The following is a 21,442-nucleotide window of genomic DNA, read 5'->3' on the forward strand; positions in this document are numbered from 1 at the left end:
TTCGCATGCGGAAAGGCCACATCGCGCCGGGCGGGTCTTCGGAGGGTGCCCCATGCTCACCCCTTCAATTGTAGAAGGAACGGCCCTTCCGTCAACCCTCCCCCGCTCGGCCTGCCCCACGTTACAATGGAAGCAAGTGAGGAAGCGATGGACAGGCCGGAGCTCCGGGAGGAACCGATGACGCGTTGGAGTGGAGTGGCGTTGGGAGGGGATCTTCTCCTCTTCCTGATCTTCGCGGCGATGGGGCGGGCCAGCCACGGCCTGCTGCTGGAAGGGCCGCCCCTCTGGGGAGTGGTCCGAGCGGCCCTCCCCTTCGCCCTCGCCTGGCTGGTGCTGATCCCCCTGTTCGGCGGACATCGCCCGGATCCCTCGGCGACATTCGCCCGGGTGGGGGTTCGCACCGGGCTGGCCTGGCTGGGGGCATGGGCCTTGGGGCTGGCCCTGCGGAGCCTCCTTCTCGGGCGGCCGGCCCCGCTGGCCTTCGCCCTGATCACCCTGATCGGCAACGGCGCGTTGTTGCTCGCCTGGCGGTTGTTGCTGCACGCCGCACTTCGACGCCGGGCGGCCCCGGAGGCCCTGCGATGAGCGAACCGGAAGCCCTCACGCGCCTCCGGGAGGTCAAGCGACGGCGGGAGGCGGAGCTGCTGCGCAAGGCCAACGTGGTGGCCGTCGGTATCGGCTATCGGCAGCGGGGCGGCCGGCCGACCGGCGAGCTCTGCCTGGTCGTCTCCGTTCGCCGCAAGGTCCCGCTGGAGGAGCTGGCCCCTGAGGACCGCATCCCGCCGGAGATCGACGGGGTTCCGGTGGATGTTCAGGAGGTCGGGGCGTTGCGGGCGTTTTGATCCGGCGATGACGCTGACGGGTCTTCTGTTGCTGGTCCTGGCGGTGTTCCTCGGCGGGATCGGATGGCTCCTCCGGCGGATGGCGGGCCTGCCCGGCGGGGCCGTGGTCGCCGAGGACCTCGGCGGACGTCCCGCCCCGGTGCTGCGGGCGCCCCGTTACGGTTTGAGCGGGCGGCCCGACGTGTTGATCCGCCGTCCGGAGGGACTGATCCCGGTGGAGGTGAAATCGGGGTCCGCGCCGGCGCGGCCTTACGATTCCCATCGCCTGCAGCTGGCGGCCTACTGTCTGCTGGTGGAGGAGGCCCTGGGGGAGCGCCCGCCCTACGGGCTGATCCGCTACCGGGATCGGACCTTCCGCGTGGATTACACGGAGGCGTTGCGGGAGGAGCTGCTCGGTGTCTTGGAGGCCATGCGGCGGGATCTGGTCTATGGAGAAGCGCACCGTTCCCACGCCATCCCGGCCCGTTGCCGGGCCTGCGGGTTTCGGCCGATCTGCGAGGAGGCGCTGGAATGAGCAGCCCAAACGATAGGACGCTGGAGGCTCGCCTGGAGCGGGCGAAGGAGATCCTCGCCGCCCATGGGGTGGAGTTCGCTTTGCTCTTCGGATCCTTTGCCCGGGGCACGGCGAGGCCGTGGAGCGATCTGGATGTGGCCGTGTATATTTCCGAGGACGTCCATGCTCATATGTCGGCGCTCGATTTGGGACGGCTCGCTGCGGAGCTGGAGATCGCCCTGGGCCGGAGTGTGGATCTTCTGGTTCTGAACACGGCCCTGGAGCGCCGTCCCGCCCTCACGCATCGGGTGCTCGCGGAGGGCCGCTTGTTTTTCTGCAAAGATCACGAACGGTTTGTGGCTTTCCGGGCGCGGGCGATCCAGCGCTATCTGGATACGGCCTTCCTGCGCGCCATGGTTCAGCAGGCCTTTGAGGAGCGTCTTCGAACCGGCCGTCTTGCCGAGGAGCCGCCCCATGAACCCCGTGAATGAGCGTCTGCTCCGCCTGGGGGCTGAAGCCCCCCTATAAAAATTCGGGGGCTACATACTTCGCCGGTTCAGGAAACGCGCTTTGGCGGCCCAGTGGGCGGGGGCGGCCCAGAGGCGGGCGAAGCGCTCCCGCTCTGCCGCCAGGGCGGCCTCGTAGGGCATCTCCTCCCCCTCCCGCAGCAGGGCCTTGACCGCCCGCACGGCCTCCGCGTCCCATTGGAGGATCTCCTCGGCCAGCGCCCGGGCGACGGCGAGGGCCTGGCCGGCTGGTGCGATGCGTTCCACCAGGCCCAGCTGCAGCGCCTCCGAAGCCCCGATGCGTCGGGCGGTCAGGAGCAGCTCCATGGCGCGGCCGAGCCCCACCCGCCGCCGCAGCCGCTGCCCGCCGCCCCATCCGGGCGGGAGGGCCCATGTGATCTGCACGAAGGCCAGGTCCGCGTCCTCCGCCATCACCCGCAGATCGCAGGCCAGGGCCACCTCCGCCCCGCCCCCCCGGGCGGGGCCGTTGATGGCCGCGATGCTGATCCAGGGCGCCGTCTCCATCCGGCGCAACGCCTCTCCCATCAGCGTCGAGAGCCGCCGGCCGTCCGCCTCGGTGCGGTAGCTGCTTAACTCGTATAGATCCGCCCCTGAGAGGAACGCCCCCTCCGCGCCGGTGAGGATCACCACCCGCAGCGTCGGATCCGCGCAGGCCTCCTCCACCGCCCGGGCGAAGGTCTCCATCGTGGCCCAATCCATCGCGTTGCGCCGATGGGGCCGATCCACTGTCCAGAGGGCCAGGCCGCCCTCGCGGGTGATCCGCAACATCCCCTCCTCCTCTCCCGCATACGTTCGGGGACCATGATAGCCTGGACCATCCGCCGGAGGGCGGATCCGATGTCTCCGGAAGACGGGCGCAAGATATAATCACGGAGAAGGATCCATTCCCTTCGCCGTGAGGTGTCCGATGAGCGATCCGCGTCTGGAGAAGTGGGCCCGGGTGCTGGTGGACTACGCCACGGCGGTGAAGCCGGGGGACAAGGTGGCTCTCCGGGGCACCCCGGCCGCCGCTCCCTTGCTCCTCACCCTCTACCGGCAGGTCCTGGAGCGAGGGGCCTATCCCCACCTGCTGGTCTCCCTCCCGGGGGCGGCCGAGATCTTCTACCGGGTGGCGGAGGATCATCAGCTCACCTTTGTCTCTCCCATCGACCGGTTGGTGGTCGAGACCTTCGACGTCCTGATCAGCGTGCTCAGCGAGACCAACACCCGCTCCCTGAGCACGGTGGATCCGGCCCGTCAGGCGAAGGCCTCCGCGGCCCGCCGGGATCTCACCCGCACCTATATGGAGCGGGCCGCCCGGGGGGAGCTGCGCTGGGTCCTCACCCTCTACCCTACCGAGGCCTACGCGCAGGAGGCGGAGATGAGCCTCCAGGAGTTCGAGGACTTCGTCTACGAGGCAGGCTGGCTCAACGACGAAGATCCCGTCGCCCGCTGGCAGGAGCAGGCGGCCTTCCAGGCGCGCCTGGTGGAATGGCTGAAGGGCCGCCGTCGGGTCTACATCCGCGGCCCGAACGCGGACCTGGTGCTGGGGATCGAGGGGCGAACTTTCATCAGCGCCGACGGCCGCCACAACTTCCCCGACGGCGAGATCTTCACCGGCCCCGAGGAGACCGTTACCGAAGGCTGGGTCCGCTTCACCTACCCCGCCCTCTACGGCGGCCGGGAGGTCGACGGCGTGGAGCTAGTCTTCGAGGGCGGGCGGGTGGTGAAGGCCACGGCCAAAAAGAACGAGGCCTTCCTCCACCGCATGCTGGAGACCGACGAGGGCGCCCGGCGGCTGGGGGAGCTGGGCATCGGCACGAATTTCGCCATCCGCCGCTTCACCCGCAACATCCTCTTCGACGAGAAGCTCGGCGGCACCTTCCACCTCGCCCTGGGCGCCGCCTATCCCGAGACCGGAGGGACCAACCAGTCCGCCATCCACTGGGACCTGATCTGTGATCTGAAAGAAGGAGAGATCGTGGTGGATGGCGAGGTCCTCTATCGGGATGGGAAGTTCATGATCGGATAACCTCCTGCTTCCGGTGGAAGGGGATGGCCGGGATGACCATCGAGATCCGTGGGATTCGGGTGGATCCCCGGTTGCTGGAGCCCCGGCCGGTGCAGCGGTGCGGCCCCGCCTACTGCCGGGGGCGCTGCTGCGCCTATGGGGTGTGGGTGCGGGTGGAGCAGCGGGATGAGATCCTCCGCCACGCCGAGCTCGTCCAGCGGGTCCTGCCGCCGGACCGCCGGGATCCGAGCCGCTGGTTCGATCCGGAGCCCGAATGGGATGACACGCCGCCCGCGGGTTACTGGGTGGGGACCACGGTCATCGAAAACCCCAACCATCCGGTCGGTCAGTCGTGCATCTTCCTGCTGGACGACGGCCGCTGCGGCCTGCAGGTGGCGGCCGTAGAGGCCGGCATGCATCCTTGGGCCCTCAAGCCCTTCCACTGCGCCCTCTACCCCCTCACCCTGTGGGAAGGTCAGCTGATCCTGGATGACGAGAACGAGCTCTACGCGGAGGCCTCCTGCCAGCAGCCCGCCGAGACGGCCCGTCCGCTGTTTCTGGTCTTCGATCAGGAGGTGAAGTGGGTGCTGGGGGAGGAGGGCTTTCAGACCCTTCTGGATCTGTATCGCGCCCGTTATGGAGCCGAAGGATCTCCTGAGTCTGGAAGCGTATGATTATGAGCTGCCGCCCGACCGCATCGCCCAGGAGCCCGTCGAGCCTCGGGACGCCTCGCGGCTGATGGTGGTGGACCGGGCGACCGGGAGGATCGAGCACCGGATCTTCCGCGAGATCGTAGCGTATCTGCGGCCGGGGGATCTGCTGGTGTTCAACGACACCCGGGTGATCCCGGCCCGCCTGTTCGCCATGAAGCCTACCGGCGGTCGGGTGGAGCTCCTGCTGGTGCGGCGGGTGGCGGCGGATCGCTGGTGGGCGATGGTGCGGGGTCGGGGCGTCCGCCCGGGCCTGCGCTTGCAGCTGCTCTCCGGCAACCAGCCCATCGATCTCCACGCCGAGGTGGAGGCCGAGGGCGAGGGTCCGCTCCGCCTGCTCCGCTTCTCGGTCCCTCCGGAGGGCTGGCTGGAACGGCTGGGCGTGATCCCCCTCCCCCCTTACATCCGAAAGCCCCTCCACGACCCGGAGCGCTACCAGACCGTCTATGCCCGGGCGCCCGGCTCCGTGGCCGCCCCGACGGCCGGGCTGCACTTCACCCCCGAGCTCCTGGCCCGCCTGCGGGAGCACGGCGTCCGCTTCGCCTTCGTCACCCTCCACATCAGTCTGGACACCTTCCGTCCCATCGAGACCCCGGATGTCCGGGAGCACAAGCTGCACCGGGAGTGGTGCATCTTGTCCCCGGAGACGGCGGAGCAGATCAACCGGACCCGGCTGGAGGGCGGGCGCATCGTGGCGGTGGGCACCACCGTGGTGCGGGTCCTGGAGACCGCCGCCCGTTACGGCCTGGGTTGCTCCCCGGAGGATGTCTGCCCCTGGCGGACGGTGGGGCCTTTCGAGGGGGAGACCGATCTTTACATCTATCCCGGGTTCACCTTCCGCGCCGTCGACGCCCTCATCACCAACTTCCATCTCCCTCGCTCCACGCTGCTCCTGCTGGTGGCTGCCTTCATGGGCTATGATCTCATGCGCCGGGCCTATCAGACGGCCATCGCCGAAGGCTATCGGTTCTATTCCTTCGGCGACGCTATGCTGATCCTGTGAGCCTTGCCGCCATGCGCTGGCCGCCCTTGATCCCCGCGGTGTTCCTGCGACGTCTGAATCGCTTCGCGGTGGAGGTGCGCCTCGGCCGGCGCCGGACACAGGCCCATCTGCCCAACTCCGGCCGCCTGCACGAGCTGCTCATCCCGGGATACCCGATGTGGCTGGCCCGCCGGGAGGGCCCGCGGCGCACCCGCTACGATGTCCAGCTCGTGGCCCTCCCGGACGGCACCTTGGTCTCCGCGGACGCCCGGGTTCCCAATGCCCTGTTCCGGGAGGCCTGGGCCGAAGGGCGGTTGGCGCCTTTCCGCCGCTACATCCGTCTGCTCCCGGAGCCCCCTCTGGGGGAGGGCCGGGTGGACTTCCGCCTGGAGGGTCCGGAGGGCCTGGCTTATGTGGAGGTGAAAAGCGTCACTCTGGTCGAGGATGGCTGCGGCCTCTTCCCGGATGCTCCCACGGAGCGGGGGCGGCGCCATCTCTCCGCGCTCCAGGCAGCCTACGCGGCGGGCGCCCAGGCCTTCATCGTCTTCATCGTGCAGCGGCCGGACGCCCGGGCCTTCCGCCCCCACGACGCGGCGGACCCCGCCTTCGGGCGGATGCTGCGGGCGGTCGTGGCCGGAGGGGTGCAGGCCCTGGCCTACCGGTGCACGGTCTCCATTGAGGAGATCCGGCTGGCCGAGGCCATCCCGGTGATCCTGTGAGGAAGTCGGGTCGATCAGGGAATCCGTCTGGAGGTCTGATTCCGTGTCGACGGAGCGCGCGCATCCATCCGGCGTCCCGGATCCTGCGGGGAAGCCCTATCGGGTTCGGGGCGTCTGGCTCGATCGCTTCCGATACCGCTGGTTCGGCATGCTGGAGGTGGAGGGGGAGGACGGGCGGCTTCGCCTGCCGATGACCGGGACCATCGCCCAGTGGTTCCGCCCGGGGGAGGAGGTGTGGGTGGCCCTGGGCGCAGGGGCGGATCCCCAGGCCCTGACCTTCGATGCCTACGCCCTGTGGCGTGCGGTCGACGGGGAGTGGATCCCGGTCTGGCCCATGTATCAGGCTTCCTTCGTCCTGGAACGCTCCTCCCCGCTTTCGACGGCGCCTCTGTATCGCTATGCCGTGCGGGCCCGGGAGGCCGGCCTGGAGTCGGACTTCGAGGCCATCGTCGATCTGGAGCAGCATCACTATGCCTCTGAGGCCGAGATCCTGGCCCGCTGGTGGTGCCCGGAGGATCGGATCTGGGCGGAGGCCAACGCCCGGCCCCAGTGCCCCCGCTGTCGCCGCCCCATGCGCTTCGGCGACCTCAAGGACGCCACCCGGGCCTCCCGCTTTCTGGTGTTGACCCTGGAGGAGCGCATGCCTTATGAGCCCCTTTACATCGGATACGTGCGGATCGATCCGCCGATCCCTCTGATGCACCGCCGCCTGCCCGATGGCTCCGTCCAGCCCCATTTTCGGCAGGCCATCTTCCCCCCCGAATGGTTCGAGCCTCCCTTCTGGCCGGAGCGCTATGAAGAGGAGCTGCAGCGGGAGCGGCCGGAGCTCACCCCCTTCGACCTGTGGTGGGAATCCCAGGAGATCGCCCTGCGGGTCTGCGATACCCGGGTGGCCCGCCTGGCGCGGGTGGTGGTCCATCCGGATTACCGGGCGGATGGGTTGGGGCAGCTGGCCTTGCGAGCCGCCATCGCCTGGATCCGGGAGCGGCGGATCCCGGAGATGCGTCGTCCCAAGGTGCTTCTGGAAACCATCGCTCAGATGGCCCGTTACAACCCGTTTATGGAGCGGGCGGGCTTCCGCTATCTCGGCGACACCGCCTCCGGGCGGCCGGTGCTGGTCTACCCGCTAACGGAGGAGGCGCAGCCTTACCTGGAGCGGTTCTATGAAACCGACCCGGTCGCCCGGGCCCATCGCGGGCGGCTCTACCGTCCGGCCTTCCGGCCGGTGGAGCCGCTGGCCGGCCCTATTCGCCTGCGGCATGTGACCTATCGCTATGAAAGCCTTCTGCGCCTGGCCGGGGTGGCGCGCCCGGTGCAGGAGGTGCTGGAGGCCTTTGGCGTTCAGGAGCGGGCGATCCAGAAGATCGTGCTGAAGGATGTATCCCTGACCATCCACCCCCAACAGGTGGTGGCATTGATTGGCGCGTCCGGGGCGGGGAAAACCACCTTGCTGCGCTTGCTGCTGGGGGCGGCGGCCCGGCGGGGGGAGGCCCCGCTGCCCCGTGGGGCGATCCGCGCCCTGTATGCCCTGCAGGCGGGGAGCATCGAGGTGCCGGAGAACATCCGGGCGGCCGCGTATCTGCCGGGCGAGGTGGAGCCGGAGTTCGGGGAGGAGACCCTGCTGGAAGCCCTGTATCGGCGGACAGGGGATGAGGTGCTGGCCATCGAGGTCCTGAACGTGGCGGGGATCGCCGACGCGGTGCTCTACCGGGCGCGCTTCTCCGAGCTCTCCACCGGGCAGAAGGAGCGGGCGCGGATCGCCTACCTGCTGGCGGCGCGGCCGAACCTGCTGCTCATCGACGAGTTCGCCGCCCATCTGGATCCGGCGATGGCGCTGCGGGTGGCCCGTAAGGTGGCGGCTCTGTGCCGTGCCCACGGCATCACCCTGATCGCCGCCACTCACCGCCCGGAGGTCCTCCAGGGCCTGGAGCCCGACCTCACTGTCCTCATCGGCTATGGTCTCTTTCGGGTCCTCCCGCGCTCCGGAGAACCGGAGGCGCCAGCCGGGTGAGGGAATCCCCGCATTTCGTTCACCTTCGAGCCGATGCGCTGGGCACAGGTGGGGCTGAACCTGGCTTTTGCAGGACTCACCCTGCTTCTGTTCGGGGGGCATTGCGCGCAGCTCCTCTCCAGGCCCGCGCCGCCTGGATCGCTTGGATCCTCGGACTGGTGCTGGTGGGGCTGATCACCCCGCCTGGATTCCAGAGCCTGGCTGGGCTGCCGGAGCCCTTACGGGGATGGCTTCGAGGCCTTCGGGTGGATGCGTATCTGGTGCAGGCGGCGGCCTTCCCGCTGAGGATCGGCGTGCTGTCCCTGTGGCGCCGCTTACAGTCTCGCTCCTGAGGGTGGGATGTGGATGGATGAAACGGGGGGCAGCTCCACAGCGATGGGGGATTCCCGCCAGCCACCCCCTGCGATCCGATAGCGGATCCTCGCCGGGTGCGGAGCGCGAGGGGCGCTCTCCTACAGGCTGCTGAGCCCAATCCCCTCGCGCTCCGGCGTCTCCGGATGCCGCGCTAACACTCGCTGTAGCCGCAGTTGTAGCAGGTCCGGCATCCCTCCTGTTCCAGCAGGGTGGCCTCCCCGCACTGGGGGCAGATGTCCCCCACCGGCCCCATGGCCCTCGGCTCCTCCTGGCCGGGATGGGGTTCTGATAACGGGAGGGCGGGCTGGACCGCAGGGGCGGGGGCGGCGGGGAGCTCCAGGCCCCGCTCGGCCAGATACTCCGCCAGCACCCGGGCGATGCCGTCGGGGAGGCTGCGAACCCGCTCCGGTCCGAAGCCCAGGGCGCGCCCCCCGCCGATGCCCTGGAGCTGGTCCACCACCTGGCGCAGCCGCTCGGCCGGGGGCACAGGCGAAGGCAGCCGCAGCAGCAGGGAGATCAGCCGCCCGATGGCCTCCGCCACCGCCGCGATGTCCGAGCCGGCCTTCCCCACGTTCAGGAACACCTCGAAGGGCTGGCCCTCCCCGTTCTCGTTCAGGGTGATGAAGGCCGTCCCCACCGGCGTGGCGATGCGATAGGTCACGCCCGCGAGCTTCTGGGGCCGGGGGCGCACCGTCGGGCCCACCGGTTGCGGCAGCGTCGGCTGAGCGGGAACCATCGCGGCCTCCTTCTGCTCCTTCTTGGCCTTGGTCTCCAGGGTCTCCAGGACTTCTTTCTGGCGGGAGCCGGCGACGTATACGGTAAGCCCTTTGCAGCCCAGCTTCCAAGCCATCATATAGGCCCGCTCGACGTCCTCCACGGTGGCGGTGGCGGGGAAGTTGATGGTATTGTGATTGCACAGGCCGTTGGCGATGAAGGTGTGGGAGTCGGGCACGTAGAGATCGAAGACCTCGGCGAAATCGCTCTCCACCCGCTCCACCTCCACGAAGAAGCGATCCTCCCGGTCTTCTTCGAAGAAGGCGCGGGCGTAAGGATGGGCGACATCGTGGAAGTGGGTGTAAATCGCTTGGGTGGTTTCCCGATCGAGGCGATGTCCCTTCAACAGGGCGACACGAGCTCGCTGGTAAGCAATCCTGTCCTCTGGATACAAACTACGCAGGGAACGAGAGGACGATTCCTGCATCGCCCGGAGGGCTGTGGTGAGCGTGGATGGCATGAGCTCCGAGTAGTTAAACAGGCGATGCCGGCGCCCCTCATGCCGCCTGCTCAGGCGCTGGGCTTTCCATGGCTCCTCAAACTCCAGGAACTCCGCCAGGCGCTCTAAGGCCTTTCCGGAGACCGTCAGACCCCAGGCATGGGGGCCTGAGCGGTGGAGGCGGGAAAGGACGCCCAGGTTCAGGAACAAGGCTTGGAGCTGGCGGATCAGGGTCAGGCTGGACAGGGTGATCCCGAACATCCGCCCGTCCTGGCTCATAAAGGCGTCCTGCAACAGTCCCTTCAGGAAGGCTTTGATCTCCTCCCGGCTGCCTTTCAGAACACAGAGCGGGATGATCTTGTTCCGAGCCCCGGCCTTCATGCCCAGGTCGTTCAGCAGCCAGTGCCGGAGGGCCCTGGAGTTCACCTGCAGCGTGTAAACCTCCCGGCGCTTGTCCTTCAGGATATGCCCCTTCAAGCCAAAGAGGTCCTCGAAAAGACGAGCCAATCCCTCCAGGAGCTTCCGGCTGTGGTGAGCGATCGTAACGCCGTTTGCGGTGATGCTGCCCTCCGAGGTGATCCACCCCAGCACATAAGCCAGGTCCGGCGACATCCGCTCCGGCCAGCGAACCGGCTTGGAGCGCGTCCGGTAGGCTCCCGAATACGGGGGCAGAGGCTGTCCCGCGGGCCCGAACTGTTGCTGTCCGACATAGAGGACGACCAGGTCCCCCGGTTGCAGCTCATCCAGCCGACGGAAGCAAATCCGGCCGTCCGGGCCCAGGACATGGACGCGATGGTTCGGCGTTCCGGCGATCTGGTAGCCATACGCCAGATGGATCCGCCGGATCTCCCGGCGTCCGCCGTAGTAGAAGGCCGCCGCCCGTTTGATCCCATAGGGGGTGACCACATCCAGGTCCAACGGCTCGAACTGATCCGGCAGGCGCATGGGGGAGATCTCCGCGATCGGAAGGAGGCCCTGGGCGGTCAGGACCATGGTGTCGCCTGTGACGCATTTGCTGATGCTGTTGTCGATAAACGCCTGGATGCTGGCCTGCATCCACACGTGTTCTTCGGGGGTGAGGTCCTGGGCGACCACGAAGGTGTGGCGGATCCAGTCCGGGAGCTCCTGGATGTGCTGGCAGGTGCCCTTGCGCAGGACCTCCTCGATGATCCGGGCGCGGGTCTCCTCGTCGAGGCCGGCCTCTTTGAGGGCGCGCATGAAGAGGGGGCTGACGTAGCGCAGCTCCAGGCGCCCTTCGGCCTCGTGGACGTAACGGATGTAGGCCAGGGCGAAGACCGGCTCGCACCCATAGCCCTCGCAGCCGGCGACGGTGGAGAGGGTACCGGTCGGCGCGACGGTTGTTTGAGCGGCGTTGCGGATGCCGTGACGGCGGATCCCCTCCACGATGGCGTTCCAGTCGAGTGGGGGTCGACCCCAGTCGCGGGTGTAGGGCTTGAGGGGCTTCGGGGGCTCCCACTTCAGGTCCTCGGGATCATAGATGCTGCCCCGGATGGCCGGGAAGGGCCCCCGCTCCCGGGCCAGCTCGATGCTGGTCCGCATCGCGTGATAGCGGATGAACTCCGCGATCTGGGCGGCGAACTCTTGGCCCTCCTCGGAGCCGTAGCGGATCCGCAGGTGATACATCAGATCCGCCAGCCCCATGAAGCCCAGGCCGATGCGGCGGGTCTTGAAGGCAGCCTCCTTCAGCTGAGGGACGGCGGGCACATACTGGTTGACCTGGACCACGTTGTCCAGGAAGCGGGTGGCCCACTCCACCGTCTCCCGCAGCTTCTCCCAGTCCACCTCCGCCTTGCCGTTCACGTATTTCACGTGGCGGGCCAGGTTCACGGAGCCCAGACAGCAGTTTTCATAAGGCCCCAACCACTGTTCACCGCATCCCCGGGAGACATAGCCTTCCGTGATCCAGGTGTCGCTTCGGGGCTCGTAGAGGTCATAAACCGTTTCGTATCCAGCGAACTCAATCTTCACCACCTGGGCGGCCCAGTTCCCGCCGGTGAAGTTGCAGCGTAGGGCGGCCTCTTCCAGCCGCCGCCTCTTCTCCGGATGGCTGAGTCGGATTTGTTCAATAAACCGTCCCAAGCTGGCCCCGGAGATCACCACCTCATATTTGGGTCGATCATGGCGGATCTCCCGGCCGTTCAGGGCATGCCGCTTGCGAACGGTTCGATGGATGCGGGCATGGATTCCGAACATGAGCAGGATCAGCCGAACCTGACGGGCCAGCTCCTCACTGGAGGTGTGGAAACGAAGAAGAGGATGGTTAGAGGAGAGATCCACGCTTCCATCCGTGCTGAACAACCCATCCAAAAGCCCTTCCAGGAACTCACGGTTGCTGTTGATGTAAACCAGAGGCAAGCGCTTCTCCGGGCTCCGCGCGAGGGGCAGAAGGAGCGTGCGCACCCAGTCCGCAATGACAGGACCCGGCTCGGGATCCATCATCATGGAGCGGGAACCTGGATTGACATAGGTCGCGAAATGGGTGGCTCCCAGCTTCTGAAAGGCCTCCTGCACCACCGCGTTCCATTCTTCCTCATCGGCGTGGGTGCTGACACGGACCACATTGGGGAAGAGGGCGCGCTCGGTATAGCACCCATCTCCGACCAGCACACCGATCAGGAACCCGAACTCCCGATCGCTGAGATGAGGCGGCTTGTCCGGGACGGGGTTATTCGGCATTCGGGCTGGGAACACCCGGACCCAATCGCCCGGCTTCAGCTGATCCACCCGACGAGGCTCATAAAACTTCGTCCGGGAATCCCGGACGTGGAACTGATGGGCCGCGGTGACCTTGATCACGCCTCCGTCAGACAGGAAAACACGATATACAGGGCGCTGCTCATAGACTTCAATACGCTCCACCCGACCGGTCCCCAGAACGGTGCAGATCTCATCACCGACTCGGATCTCCGCCGCATACCGCCAGCCCTGCGGGGTGGCCACCAGCGTGTCCCCAGTCACACAAGGGTTTGTAGCTTCCAGCGTATAGAGATGCGGGACCGGGTTCGAGCGGTTGGCGGTGTCCAGGAAGAGGACGCCGGGCTCGCCGTTGTGGTGGGCCTGGGTCGCGATCTTGCGGAAGAGGTCCCGGGCCCGCACGCGCTTGTAGACCCGAATGGGGATGCCCGCCCGCTCGGCGTCCTCCAGGGTCCCCCGGAAGTTGCGATACGCGGGGTGCAGCACATCCGGGAAGCGCAGCTCCCACTCCTCGTCGTTCTCCACCGCCCGCATGAAGGCGTCGGTGATGCCCACCGAGATGTTGAAGTTGGTGATGGCGTTCTCGTCCGTTTTACAGGTGATGAACTCCTCGATGTCCGGGTGGTCCACCCGCAACACCGCCATGTTGGCGCCCCGGCGCGTTCCGCCCTGCGCGATCTCCCCGAAGGCGCGATCGTAGACCCGCAGGAAGCCCACCGGGCCGGTGGCGCGGCCCATGGAGGAGAAGACTACGGCGTTCTTGGGGCGCAGGCGGGAGAAGGAGAAGCCGTTGCCGCCGCCGGTCTGCTGGATCAGCGCCGCATCCCGCAGCGTCTGGAAGATCCCTCCCGGGATCTTTCCCATGTCGTCTTCAAGGGGGAGGACAAAACAATTATGAACTACAACACCTTCTACAACGTAAGTGTGATCTTCTTCTACTTCACAGTTATAAACATATCCTTCGTAATAAATTTCGTCTATGTTTTCTATTTCGAAGTAAACGTGTTCTTCGTCCCGTAACACCCTATTATTTGACACTCCGGCGTCTGGGAGATGGATCCCGAAAGCCTTTTCAATTAATCGTCGAGATCGGAGAGGAGGCATGATGATCTGAGCAGCCTCACGGGCATTTGGAGTCACATAAGCGGTATCTACGCCACGAATCGATGCTTCATATCCCAATCGAAGCAAAATTTGCCACGTCTGAAAGATAAGAGTCGGGTTGCTTAACGTGAGTCGGAATGCCCTGAATAATTTGGCGGATTTCCTCCCATTAATCAGATACGCTTTCTCGCTGTAAAATCCGTCTCCTCGAAATAGACCTGTTAGAAACTCTTCTTGAAGATCAAAATTGGCATATTGCATCCAAATAGGGATGCGTTTGTTGTAGGAATGTCGACCAAATTGAGTAAAGAACCACTGGGCAAGAGCTCGATTATATAAATCAATGTGAACCCAGTTTCCCCTTGAAGAATTCATAATAGGTGTAAATCCTAAAATGCTACTCAATATATTCGAGACATCGGCATGATATTCCTTTTCTTTGATGGAAAAAGTGAACCGCACATATTCAAGATCTGGACCAAGTGTTCCCTCAGCCACGTAGTATCCACAAAGTCGTGCAACCTCGGAGCTAAGTGGGATATGGCGTGGGATCCAGCGAGCTTGGCGGCCGGAATTTTGATAAGCAGCCGGTCGACGAACCCGAATCGTGGTAGGGGTGCTCTGGACTTCGAGATCTTCCCCAGAGAGGGTCTCCGCTAAATCGAAGGAGGGTGTAGGAAGAATGCCTTTCGGAAAGCCGATGGCAACGCGATCTCCGGGACGGAGATCTGCGGCCATCACCCATCCCCGAGGAGTCAGAAAAGGATGCTCCGGGGTTGCTTCGATCCTCCGGCCGATTCGTCGCACTTTGATGATCCGCAACGGCCCCCGATAAAATCGTCGAGACGTCTGCAGGACCGGCTGGTAGCGGCCTCGATGAGTCAGAACGCGATCACCGGGCTGTAGGTCGGCGATCCGTTTGAGTCCATGCTCTGTTATCACCCGTATTTCCGGCGTGAAACACGCCGCCAGCTGCCCCAGCGGGGTGCCGGCGCCGGTGAAGGTAGGGGAGTTGGGGAGGAAGCGGAGGGAGGTGAGCAGCTGGTAGAACCGCTCCTCCCACAGGGCCGGATCGCCGCCCAGCTCCTTCTCGGCCTCGGCGATGGCCCGGGCCACCCGGCGGAACATCTGGGGGATCGTCTCGACGGGACGGCCGTCCGGCCCCTTGCGCAGATACCGCCGCTCCAGAACGATGCGGCCGTTCTCTGTTAAGGGGATCTCCTCCTCCGGGTTGGCCTCATCCACTCGGATCTCCCAGCGCGTCGTCATGGCCGCCTCCTTCCGGTGGGATGGATTCGAAGTGCTCCACGGATCACGCGTGTAGCGCCATCCATGAGATTCCGTCCCTCGTTCGCCCTGAGCGCCGAACCCGCGCGTCCCAACGGAAATCGGAATACGCTTCTGCCTGCATGACGGTTAACCTCCCACCTCCCGTCCCGCCTCCTGCCGGAACACAGGGAACGCCATATATGGCGGTGACTATGTGTTTGAATCCCATATATGGTGGATCCCGGAGCACAGCGGGATCCTGGGTGTGGCTTCCGTTCGGTTGGGATGTGGCAGGGCCCGAGGGGTGGGCGCGTTCAGGCCGGGCCGGCCGGGGAGGGGGCGCCTTCCCGGGCTCGGGCCTCCAGGAGGCTATCGATCTCCCGGCGGATGCTTTCCAGGTCGCTTAGTCCAAGATAGACGATGGCATAGCGGATGTAGGCGATCTCGTCCAGCTCCTTTAACCCGGCGATCACCATGTCGCCGATCTGCCGGCTGGGGATCTCCGGCTTGCCCATGGCCTGGATGCGGGCCTCGATGCGCTCCACCAGCCGCTCCAGGGCCTCCGCCGGGATGGGCCGCTTGGCGCAGGCGATCTGGATCCCCCGCAACAGCTTCTCCCGATCGAAAGGCTCCCGCCGTCCATCCCGCTTGATGACCATGGGCGCCAGATGGATCGGACGCTCGATGGTGGTGAACCGGCGCAGACACCGGGGGCACTCCCGACGGCGCCGCACCGCCCGCCGCTCCGCCTCCGGCGTGGTATCGATCACCCGCGTCTCCTCGCTCCCGCAGAAGGGACAACGCACGTCGGGAACCCCCAGATCTTGGGTAAGATGGCCGGAGCCCCGCCACATCTTCCGGCCTCAAGCGGGCTTCCATCATAGCATAGCTGGGTCGGCCTGTCAAGGGGGATGGGCTGCGCCGGGGGCGCGTTCCCGGCCGGCCCTTTCCTTGATATCCGCTCCCGAGGGATGGGAGGAGGATCCCCCTCCCGGGGATGTACATCGGAGGATCGGGGGACGCCGGGGAGGGGCTGAGATCTCGGCGTGGTCCACCCCTCGTTGCGGGGCTTGTCGGTTCTTCTGGATGGATCCGGGCGCTGGGGATCCGTTCCCGGCGGATGGATCTTGGGGATGTGGGGTGGAGTCAGAGGGGACCGGTCGGGTCACCCTCATTGCGCGTTGAGGTGCGTCCCAAAATCGTAGGACAACTGCTTGCAGTTGTCCTACAAGGCGGCCAGGCCCGACAAAATCGGGACACACCCGCGTTGGGGGTGATGTTGTCAGGATCATACGGGGCGGCTATAATGTCCCTCTGCATGCGGATCGCGGCGAAGATCGGCCATCGGCACGCTTGCGAACCCCGTGGCCACCTGGGGACGGAGATCCGGAAGAGGCCAGCGGGGCGATCGGGACGGGGTCCTCCAGGATCCTGATCGTCGCCATCATGAAGCCATTCGGGGCAAATCTCGGTGGAGAGGGAATCGGGATGAGTGATCTGATCCTTCAGCAGCTGGAGCGGGAATGGATCGCTGGGCGGCCGGTCCCGGAGCTCCGGCCGGGCGATGTGGTGCGCGTGCACCTGCGGGTGCGAGAGGGCGATAAGGAGCGGGTGCAGGTTTTTCAGGGGACGGTGATCCGCATCCGGGGCAGCGGCACCGGCCGCACTTTCACCGTGCGCCGCATCGCCGCCCACGGCATTGGGGTGGAGCGCACCTTTCCCCTGTATTCCCCGCGCATCGACCACATCGAGGTCGTGCGCCACTCCCGGGTCCGCCGCGCCCGGCTGTATTATCTGCGGGAGCGGTTCGGCAAGGCGGCCCGCTTGAAGGAGCGCCTGATCGCCGCCCCTGAGGCCGCGGAACTCCCCCCCGAAGCGCCTGAGGCCCCCGAGGAAGCCGGCGCGTAGCCCCTCCTCTCAACCGGCATCTTGCGATCGAGCGCATGCCGCCGGGGCGGATGGGAAGAGAAGCTTCCATCCGCCCTTTTCGGCGTCTTTTTCCTGAGAGGGACGGAGAGCCGCCCGGACCACCGGCTATCATTTAATTGGGAGCGCATGTTCGGGAGAGGCCATCGGACGGCCTCCCGCTCCAGGGATTCCGCGCGAAGGAGCCGGGATGCTCGCCCGTCTGTGGAGCTGCGCCCTGATCGGGCTGAAAGGGGAGCCTGTGGCGGTGGAGGTGGACGTCAGCCGTGGGCAGCCGGGGTTCACCATCGTCGGGCTGCCGGACGCGGCGGTTCAGGAGGCGCGGGAGCGGGTGCGCTCAGCGATCCGCTATGCCGGCCTGTCCTTCCCGCTGGCCCGCATCGTGGTCAACCTGGCGCCGGCGGACCTGCGCAAGGAGGGCCCTTCTTATGATCTCCCCATCGCCCTGGGGGTGCTGATCGCCTCCGAGCAGCTCCCCCTGAACGCCGTGGAAGCGGCCATGGTGGTGGGAGAGCTGGGGCTGGACGGGTCGGTGCGCCATGTGCCGGGGGCCCTGGTGATGGCCGCCCTGGCCCGGGAGATGGGCATCCGCCGCCTCTTCGTCCCCGCCGCAGACGCCCCGGAGGCCGCCCTGGTGCCGGAGATCGAGATCTACCCCGTGGCCTCCTTGCGGGAGCTGGTGGATCACCTGCTCGGGCAGCGTCCGATTCCGACGCAGCCGCCCACGCCGCTGGATCGCTGGATCGACACGCCTCCCGCGGTGGACTTCGCGGACATCAAGGGGCAGGAGCACGCGAAGCGGGCCCTGGAGGTGGCGGCGGCCGGCAACCACAATGTGCTGATGATCGGCCCGCCCGGGACCGGGAAGACGTTGCTGGCCCGGGCCCTCCCCGGGATCCTCCCCCGCCTCTCCCTGGAGGAGGCGCTGGAGGTGACCCGCATCTACAGCGTCGCGGACCTTCTTTCCTCGGAGTTCCCTCTGATCCGCCAGCGTCCCTTCCGGGCGCCCCATCACACCATCAGCCATGCTGGCCTGGTAGGCGGGGGGCGTTTTCCTCGCCCAGGGGAGATCTCCCTGGCTCACCGAGGGGTGCTCTTCCTGGACGAGCTGCCGGAGTTCGATCTGCGCGCTTTGGAGGTGCTGCGTCAGCCCCTGGAGGACAAGCGAGTGGTGATCAGCCGGGCCGCCGGGACCCTGGAGTTCCCGGCGGCGTTCATGTTGGTGGCGGCCATGAACCCGTGCCCATGCGGCTACTACGGCGATCCCATCAAGCCCTGCACTTGTTCCCCGGCCATGGTCGCCCGTTACCAGAAACGCCTCAGCGGGCCGCTGCTGGATCGCATCGATATCCAGATCGAGGTCCCGCGGGTGGAGTATGAGAAGCTGTCCGACGACCGGCGGGGTGAGCCTTCGGCACAGATCCGGGAGCGGGTGGAACGCGCCCGGGCCCTCCAACGCCTGCGCTTCCACGGAACCGGAGTGACGTGCAACGCGGAGATGGGGCCCGGGCACATCCGCGCGTATTGTCCGATGGAGCCCCAGGCCCAGGCCCTGTTGCGGGCGGCGATGCAGCAATTGCACCTTTCCGCCCGGGCTTATCATCGGGTTCTGAAGGTGGCCCGCACCATCGCGGACCTGGAGGGCTCGGAGATCCTGCAAGCCCATCACATCGCCGAGGCCCTGCAGTATCGTCCCCGCTGGCCGATGGCCGGCGCGTGAGCCCGCCGGATCGCAGTGCTTCAGAGCGGAGCGGTTGCCATGACGATCCCCGGACGCCCGGATTTCTGGGGGAAGCTCTGGAATGCACAACGGCAGCGGCGGACCCGCCTGGGCCTTGCCCTGGCGGTGTGGCGGGATCGGATGCCGGCGCCGATGTTGCCGGTGGATGACCCGGTCTTCCCCTTCGCCCGAGCCATCCTGGAGGAAGTCGAGCCGTGGATCTGCGCCTGCGCCGTCCCGCTGATCCCCTTCCTGGCCGAGGGCGCGGCCGGGATGGTGGCGATGGAGCGTCTGATCCGCTATCTCCCCGACGATCTGCCCATCCTGCTGGACGCCCGGTGGCGGGATCCGGCTTCGGCGGGCGCGTATCTCCGGGCCGCCTTTGAGGTGTGGGGAGCGGACGCGGTGACGGTGGCTCCCGAGCTCCCGGCGGAGGCAGTCCCCCAAGGGGCTGCCAACGGGGCGATCTTCTGGTGGGCTCGGGAGGCGCCGGAGGCCGAGATCGCCGGCCGCCACGCCCGTGCCGCCCGCGCCCGTGGCCTGCTGGCGGGCCTCGCATACAGCACCCCGCTCTCCGTCCCCGAGGACCTCCGATGGGTCGCCCTGGAGGTCCAGGATCCCGCGGACCTTTCCAGGATGGCCGGAGGGCCGCCGCCGGCGGTGGTGTTTGTGGGGGAGCCGATCCTCTACGCCTCCCGACGCATGGATTTCCGGGAGGCCGCCCGCCGGGCTGCGGAGCGCTGGGCGCAGCAGCTGGCCGCCTGGCTTCCGGTTGACGCGCCGGACCCACAGGGGGAGCGGAGGGCGTCTGGATAATCGGGTGCATCCCACCTATGCCTTGGTCATCGGGTTCCTGAAGGTAGGGGCGACCGGCCGGTCGCCCCTACCTTCACGCGAATGATGAGGGGACACCAGGGGATGAATGAGCGGGATGAATCTCCATCTCCGGGATCGATCCGCGGGATGAAGCGGGCCCTGCGCGCCCGATGGCTCGCCGAGCGGGAGGCGTTGCCTCCGGAGATCGTCGCCGCCGCCAGCGCGGCGGTCCGCGCGCACCTGGAGGCATGGCCTCCCTTTGCACAGGCCCATACGGTGCTGACGTATATGGCCTTCCGGAACGAGATCGATCTGACACCGCTGCTCGACCGCCACCCCACGAAGCAATGGGTCCTCCCCCGGATCGCCCCTTCCCGGGAGCTATCGCTCCATCTGTATCAGCCGGGCGCTCTGGAGCGGCATCCTTACGGCATGCTGGAGCCGACGCCGGAGTGCCCCGCGGTGGCCCCGGAGGCGATCGAGCTGGCCCTCATCCCGGGGGTGGCGTTCGATCGCCGGGGCTTCCGGCTGGGATACGGCGGCGGGTATTTCGACCGCCTCCTCCCACGTCTTCGAGGGATCACCGTCGGGGTCACTTACGCCCGCTTCGTGGTGGATGCGCTCCCCCACACCGCTCAGGACAGCCGGGTGCAGTGGATCCTGACGGAGGCCGGCTGGCTCCGGGCGGAGGACTGACGGACGGGGGGCGCTCCGATGTCCGCGGAGTTGCTGCTCGGAGTCGGGATGGGGTTGGCGCTGAGCGGGGCGAGCGCCATGGTCCCCGGTCTGCACCCTTACAATCTGGTGGCGGCCCTTCTGTTCACCCTTCAGGAGCGAAAAGGGATCCTTCCGGCCGACGGCGGGCTGGGGCTGGGCATCGGGGTGGCGGTGGGTTACGCGTTCTTCCACTTGGCCCCGGCGGTGTTCTATCAAACCCCGGACGAAGGGACCATGGGGATCCTGTTGCCGGCTCAGAAGGCCCTCCGGGAGGGATGGGGGCAGGAGGCGGTGCAATGGGCCAGATGGGGGGCGTGGGGAGCCGTGATGGTCCTGCTGCTCTCGGCGCCCCTCTGGCCTCGGGGATGGGCGGCGCTGCGGGCGGTGCTGGTGCCGCACGTGGGCTGGATCCTGCTGGCCCTCAGCGCCTTCCTGTTGCTTTCGGAATGGCCGTGGGGCGCCGAGCGGCTGCCCACGCCGGGCCGGCGTCTGATGGCGGTCTGGGCGCGGCTCGGCGCCGGGGTGGTCACCTTCACTCTTTCCGGAGCGTTGGGCTTTCTCCTGCTCGCCCGGAACCCTCTCACCGGTCCCCTGGCGCGTCAGCCGTTGATCCCCGCCTTCCTGGGGCTGTTCGCGGTCCCCGGCCTGCTGCAGGCGATGACAGGTGGGCGGCCGGCTCCCCCACGCCCCTCGGGCGAGGCCCTTTCGTTCGGGGTCTGGGCGCGGGGGGTGGGAGCCGGGTTGCTGGGGGGTGTATTCGCGGTGCTTTTCCCGGGGGTGACGGCGGGGATCGGGGGGCTACTGGCGGGTCACGCCACGGCCCAGCGGGATGATCGCGCCTTCCTGGTTGCCCAAGGGGCGGCCCGAGCTTTCTACAGCGTCGGCGTCTTCTGGCTGCTTCTCCTGCCGGACGCCCCCGCGCCGCGGGGTGGTCTGGGGACGATGCTGGCCCCCTGGGCCGGGCCGGCGACGCCGGACCGTTATCGCGCAGCGGTCCTGGCCACCGCGCTGGCGGCGGCGCTGGCCTTCCTACTGATGGAGCCCCTCACCTGGGGGATGAGCCGCTGGTCCGCCTCCCGAGCCTGGCGCGGGGTTTACGCGGCGGCACTGGCCCTGATCGTCCTCAGCATCGCAGGGTTAGGGGGGATCCCGGGACTCGCGGTCCTGCTCGCCGCCTCTGGCATCGGCCTGCTTCCCTCCCTCACCGGCAGCCGTCGCCTGAACACCCTGGGGGTGATCCTGGTGCCCCTCACCCTGCGCCGTCTGGGGCTGGAGGATGCGGCGTGGCGCATACTGGGCGTGTAACCCGGGGTCATTCCCTTCGGTGTTGTTGG

At 67.1% G+C, this 21,442-nt stretch carries 18 protein-coding genes; 15 read left to right on the forward strand and 3 right to left on the reverse strand.

From position 1 onward, the window contains the following. The first annotated feature begins 177 nt into the window (after positions 1–177). The 4 genes from CFB18_RS05235 to mntA are packed head-to-tail and all read left to right on the forward strand — an operon-like array spanning position 178 to position 1,826. On the forward strand, positions 178–585 hold the full coding sequence (locus tag CFB18_RS05235; protein ID WP_159461588.1) for a DUF3054 domain-containing protein: 408 nt from the start codon (positions 178–180) through the stop codon (positions 583–585). Next, the gene (locus CFB18_RS05240) at positions 582–842 is read left to right on the forward strand and encodes a hypothetical protein (protein WP_088570753.1); all 261 of its coding nucleotides are present in this window, start codon (positions 582–584) and stop codon (positions 840–842) included. Before CFB18_RS05235 ends, CFB18_RS05240 begins: the two co-directional genes overlap by 4 nt. Before the next feature lie 7 nt (positions 843–849). Further along, complete coding sequence (gene cas4 / locus CFB18_RS05245) at positions 850–1,356, forward strand: CRISPR-associated protein Cas4 (protein ID WP_159461589.1); 507 nt, start codon at positions 850–852, stop codon at positions 1,354–1,356. Continuing rightward, positions 1,353–1,826 carry a type VII toxin-antitoxin system MntA family adenylyltransferase antitoxin gene (gene mntA / locus CFB18_RS05250; protein ID WP_088570755.1) on the forward strand — a complete coding sequence of 158 codons (474 nt, stop codon included), beginning with the start codon at positions 1,353–1,355 and terminating at the stop codon, positions 1,824–1,826. The genes cas4 and mntA overlap by 4 nt, the downstream gene beginning before the upstream one ends. A 48-nt stretch (positions 1,827–1,874) precedes the next feature. On the opposite strand, the gene CFB18_RS05255 is transcribed toward mntA, so the two are convergent. After that, positions 1,875–2,630 carry an enoyl-CoA hydratase/isomerase family protein gene (locus CFB18_RS05255; protein WP_088570756.1) on the reverse strand — a complete coding sequence of 252 codons (756 nt, stop codon included), beginning with the start codon at positions 2,628–2,630 and terminating at the stop codon, positions 1,875–1,877. Positions 2,631–2,769: 139 nt separating this feature from the next. On the opposite strand from CFB18_RS05255, the gene CFB18_RS05260 reads away from it, so the two are divergent. The 6 genes from CFB18_RS05260 (at position 2,770) to CFB18_RS05285 (ending at position 8,606) form a co-directional block, all read left to right on the forward strand. Continuing rightward, positions 2,770–3,873, forward strand: a complete 1,104-nt coding sequence (locus CFB18_RS05260; RefSeq protein ID WP_088570757.1) for an aminopeptidase — start codon at positions 2,770–2,772, stop codon at positions 3,871–3,873. 32 nt (positions 3,874–3,905) lie between these two features. Then, complete coding sequence (locus CFB18_RS05265; protein WP_159461590.1) at positions 3,906–4,526, forward strand: DUF3109 family protein; 621 nt, start codon at positions 3,906–3,908, stop codon at positions 4,524–4,526. After that, complete coding sequence (queA, locus tag CFB18_RS05270) at positions 4,489–5,565, forward strand: tRNA preQ1(34) S-adenosylmethionine ribosyltransferase-isomerase QueA (RefSeq protein WP_088570759.1); 1,077 nt, start codon at positions 4,489–4,491, stop codon at positions 5,563–5,565. Before CFB18_RS05265 ends, queA begins: the two co-directional genes overlap by 38 nt. 11 nt (positions 5,566–5,576) lie before the next feature. After that, positions 5,577–6,263 carry a DNA/RNA nuclease SfsA gene (sfsA, locus tag CFB18_RS05275; protein WP_088570760.1) on the forward strand — a complete coding sequence of 229 codons (687 nt, stop codon included), beginning with the start codon at positions 5,577–5,579 and terminating at the stop codon, positions 6,261–6,263. A gap of 43 nt (positions 6,264–6,306) precedes the next feature. After that, positions 6,307–8,274 (forward strand): GNAT family N-acetyltransferase, encoded by a 1,968-nt coding sequence (locus CFB18_RS05280; protein WP_200808093.1) that lies wholly within the window; start codon positions 6,307–6,309, stop codon positions 8,272–8,274. A 101-nt stretch (positions 8,275–8,375) separates the two neighbouring features. Then, complete coding sequence (locus tag CFB18_RS05285; protein ID WP_088570761.1) at positions 8,376–8,606, forward strand: hypothetical protein; 231 nt, start codon at positions 8,376–8,378, stop codon at positions 8,604–8,606. Positions 8,607–8,779: 173 nt separating this feature from the next. Here the strand turns inward: CFB18_RS05285 and CFB18_RS05290 are convergent, their stop codons facing one another. Together CFB18_RS05290 and nrdR are read right to left on the reverse strand one after the other, a co-directional pair. Beyond that, entirely contained in the window at positions 8,780–14,929 is a 6,150-nt protein-coding gene (locus CFB18_RS05290) for a ribonucleotide reductase barrel domain-containing protein (RefSeq protein WP_088570762.1), read from the reverse strand. 314 nt (positions 14,930–15,243) lie between these two features. Next, entirely contained in the window at positions 15,244–15,783 is a 540-nt protein-coding gene (gene nrdR, locus CFB18_RS05295; RefSeq protein WP_200808094.1) for a transcriptional regulator NrdR, read from the reverse strand. Positions 15,784–16,417: 634 nt separating this feature from the next. Between nrdR and rplS the strand changes: the two genes are divergently transcribed. From rplS to CFB18_RS05320, 5 genes are all read left to right on the forward strand, one after another. Then, the gene (rplS, locus tag CFB18_RS05300) at positions 16,418–16,837 is read left to right on the forward strand and encodes a 50S ribosomal protein L19 (protein WP_088570763.1); all 420 of its coding nucleotides are present in this window, start codon (positions 16,418–16,420) and stop codon (positions 16,835–16,837) included. Between the two features lie 208 nt (positions 16,838–17,045). After that, positions 17,046–18,575, forward strand: a complete 1,530-nt coding sequence (locus CFB18_RS05305; protein ID WP_088570764.1) for a YifB family Mg chelatase-like AAA ATPase — start codon at positions 17,046–17,048, stop codon at positions 18,573–18,575. A 39-nt stretch (positions 18,576–18,614) separates the two neighbouring features. Continuing rightward, positions 18,615–19,391, forward strand: a complete 777-nt coding sequence (locus CFB18_RS05310) for a hypothetical protein (RefSeq protein ID WP_088570765.1) — start codon at positions 18,615–18,617, stop codon at positions 19,389–19,391. A 147-nt stretch (positions 19,392–19,538) separates the two neighbouring features. Beyond that, positions 19,539–20,087: a 5-formyltetrahydrofolate cyclo-ligase gene (locus tag CFB18_RS05315; RefSeq protein ID WP_159461591.1), complete on the forward strand. Its 549-nt coding sequence runs from the start codon at positions 19,539–19,541 to the stop codon at positions 20,085–20,087. A gap of 18 nt (positions 20,088–20,105) precedes the next feature. After that, a complete protein-coding gene (locus CFB18_RS05320) occupies positions 20,106–21,413 on the forward strand; it encodes a tripartite tricarboxylate transporter permease (protein WP_088570767.1) in 1,308 nt (435 codons plus the stop codon). Positions 21,414–21,442 lie beyond the last annotated feature (29 nt).

Origin of the sequence: Thermoflexus hugenholtzii JAD2 (assembly GCF_900187885.1) — a bacterium.
GTDB classification, from domain to species: domain Bacteria; phylum Chloroflexota; class Anaerolineae; order Thermoflexales; family Thermoflexaceae; genus Thermoflexus; species Thermoflexus hugenholtzii.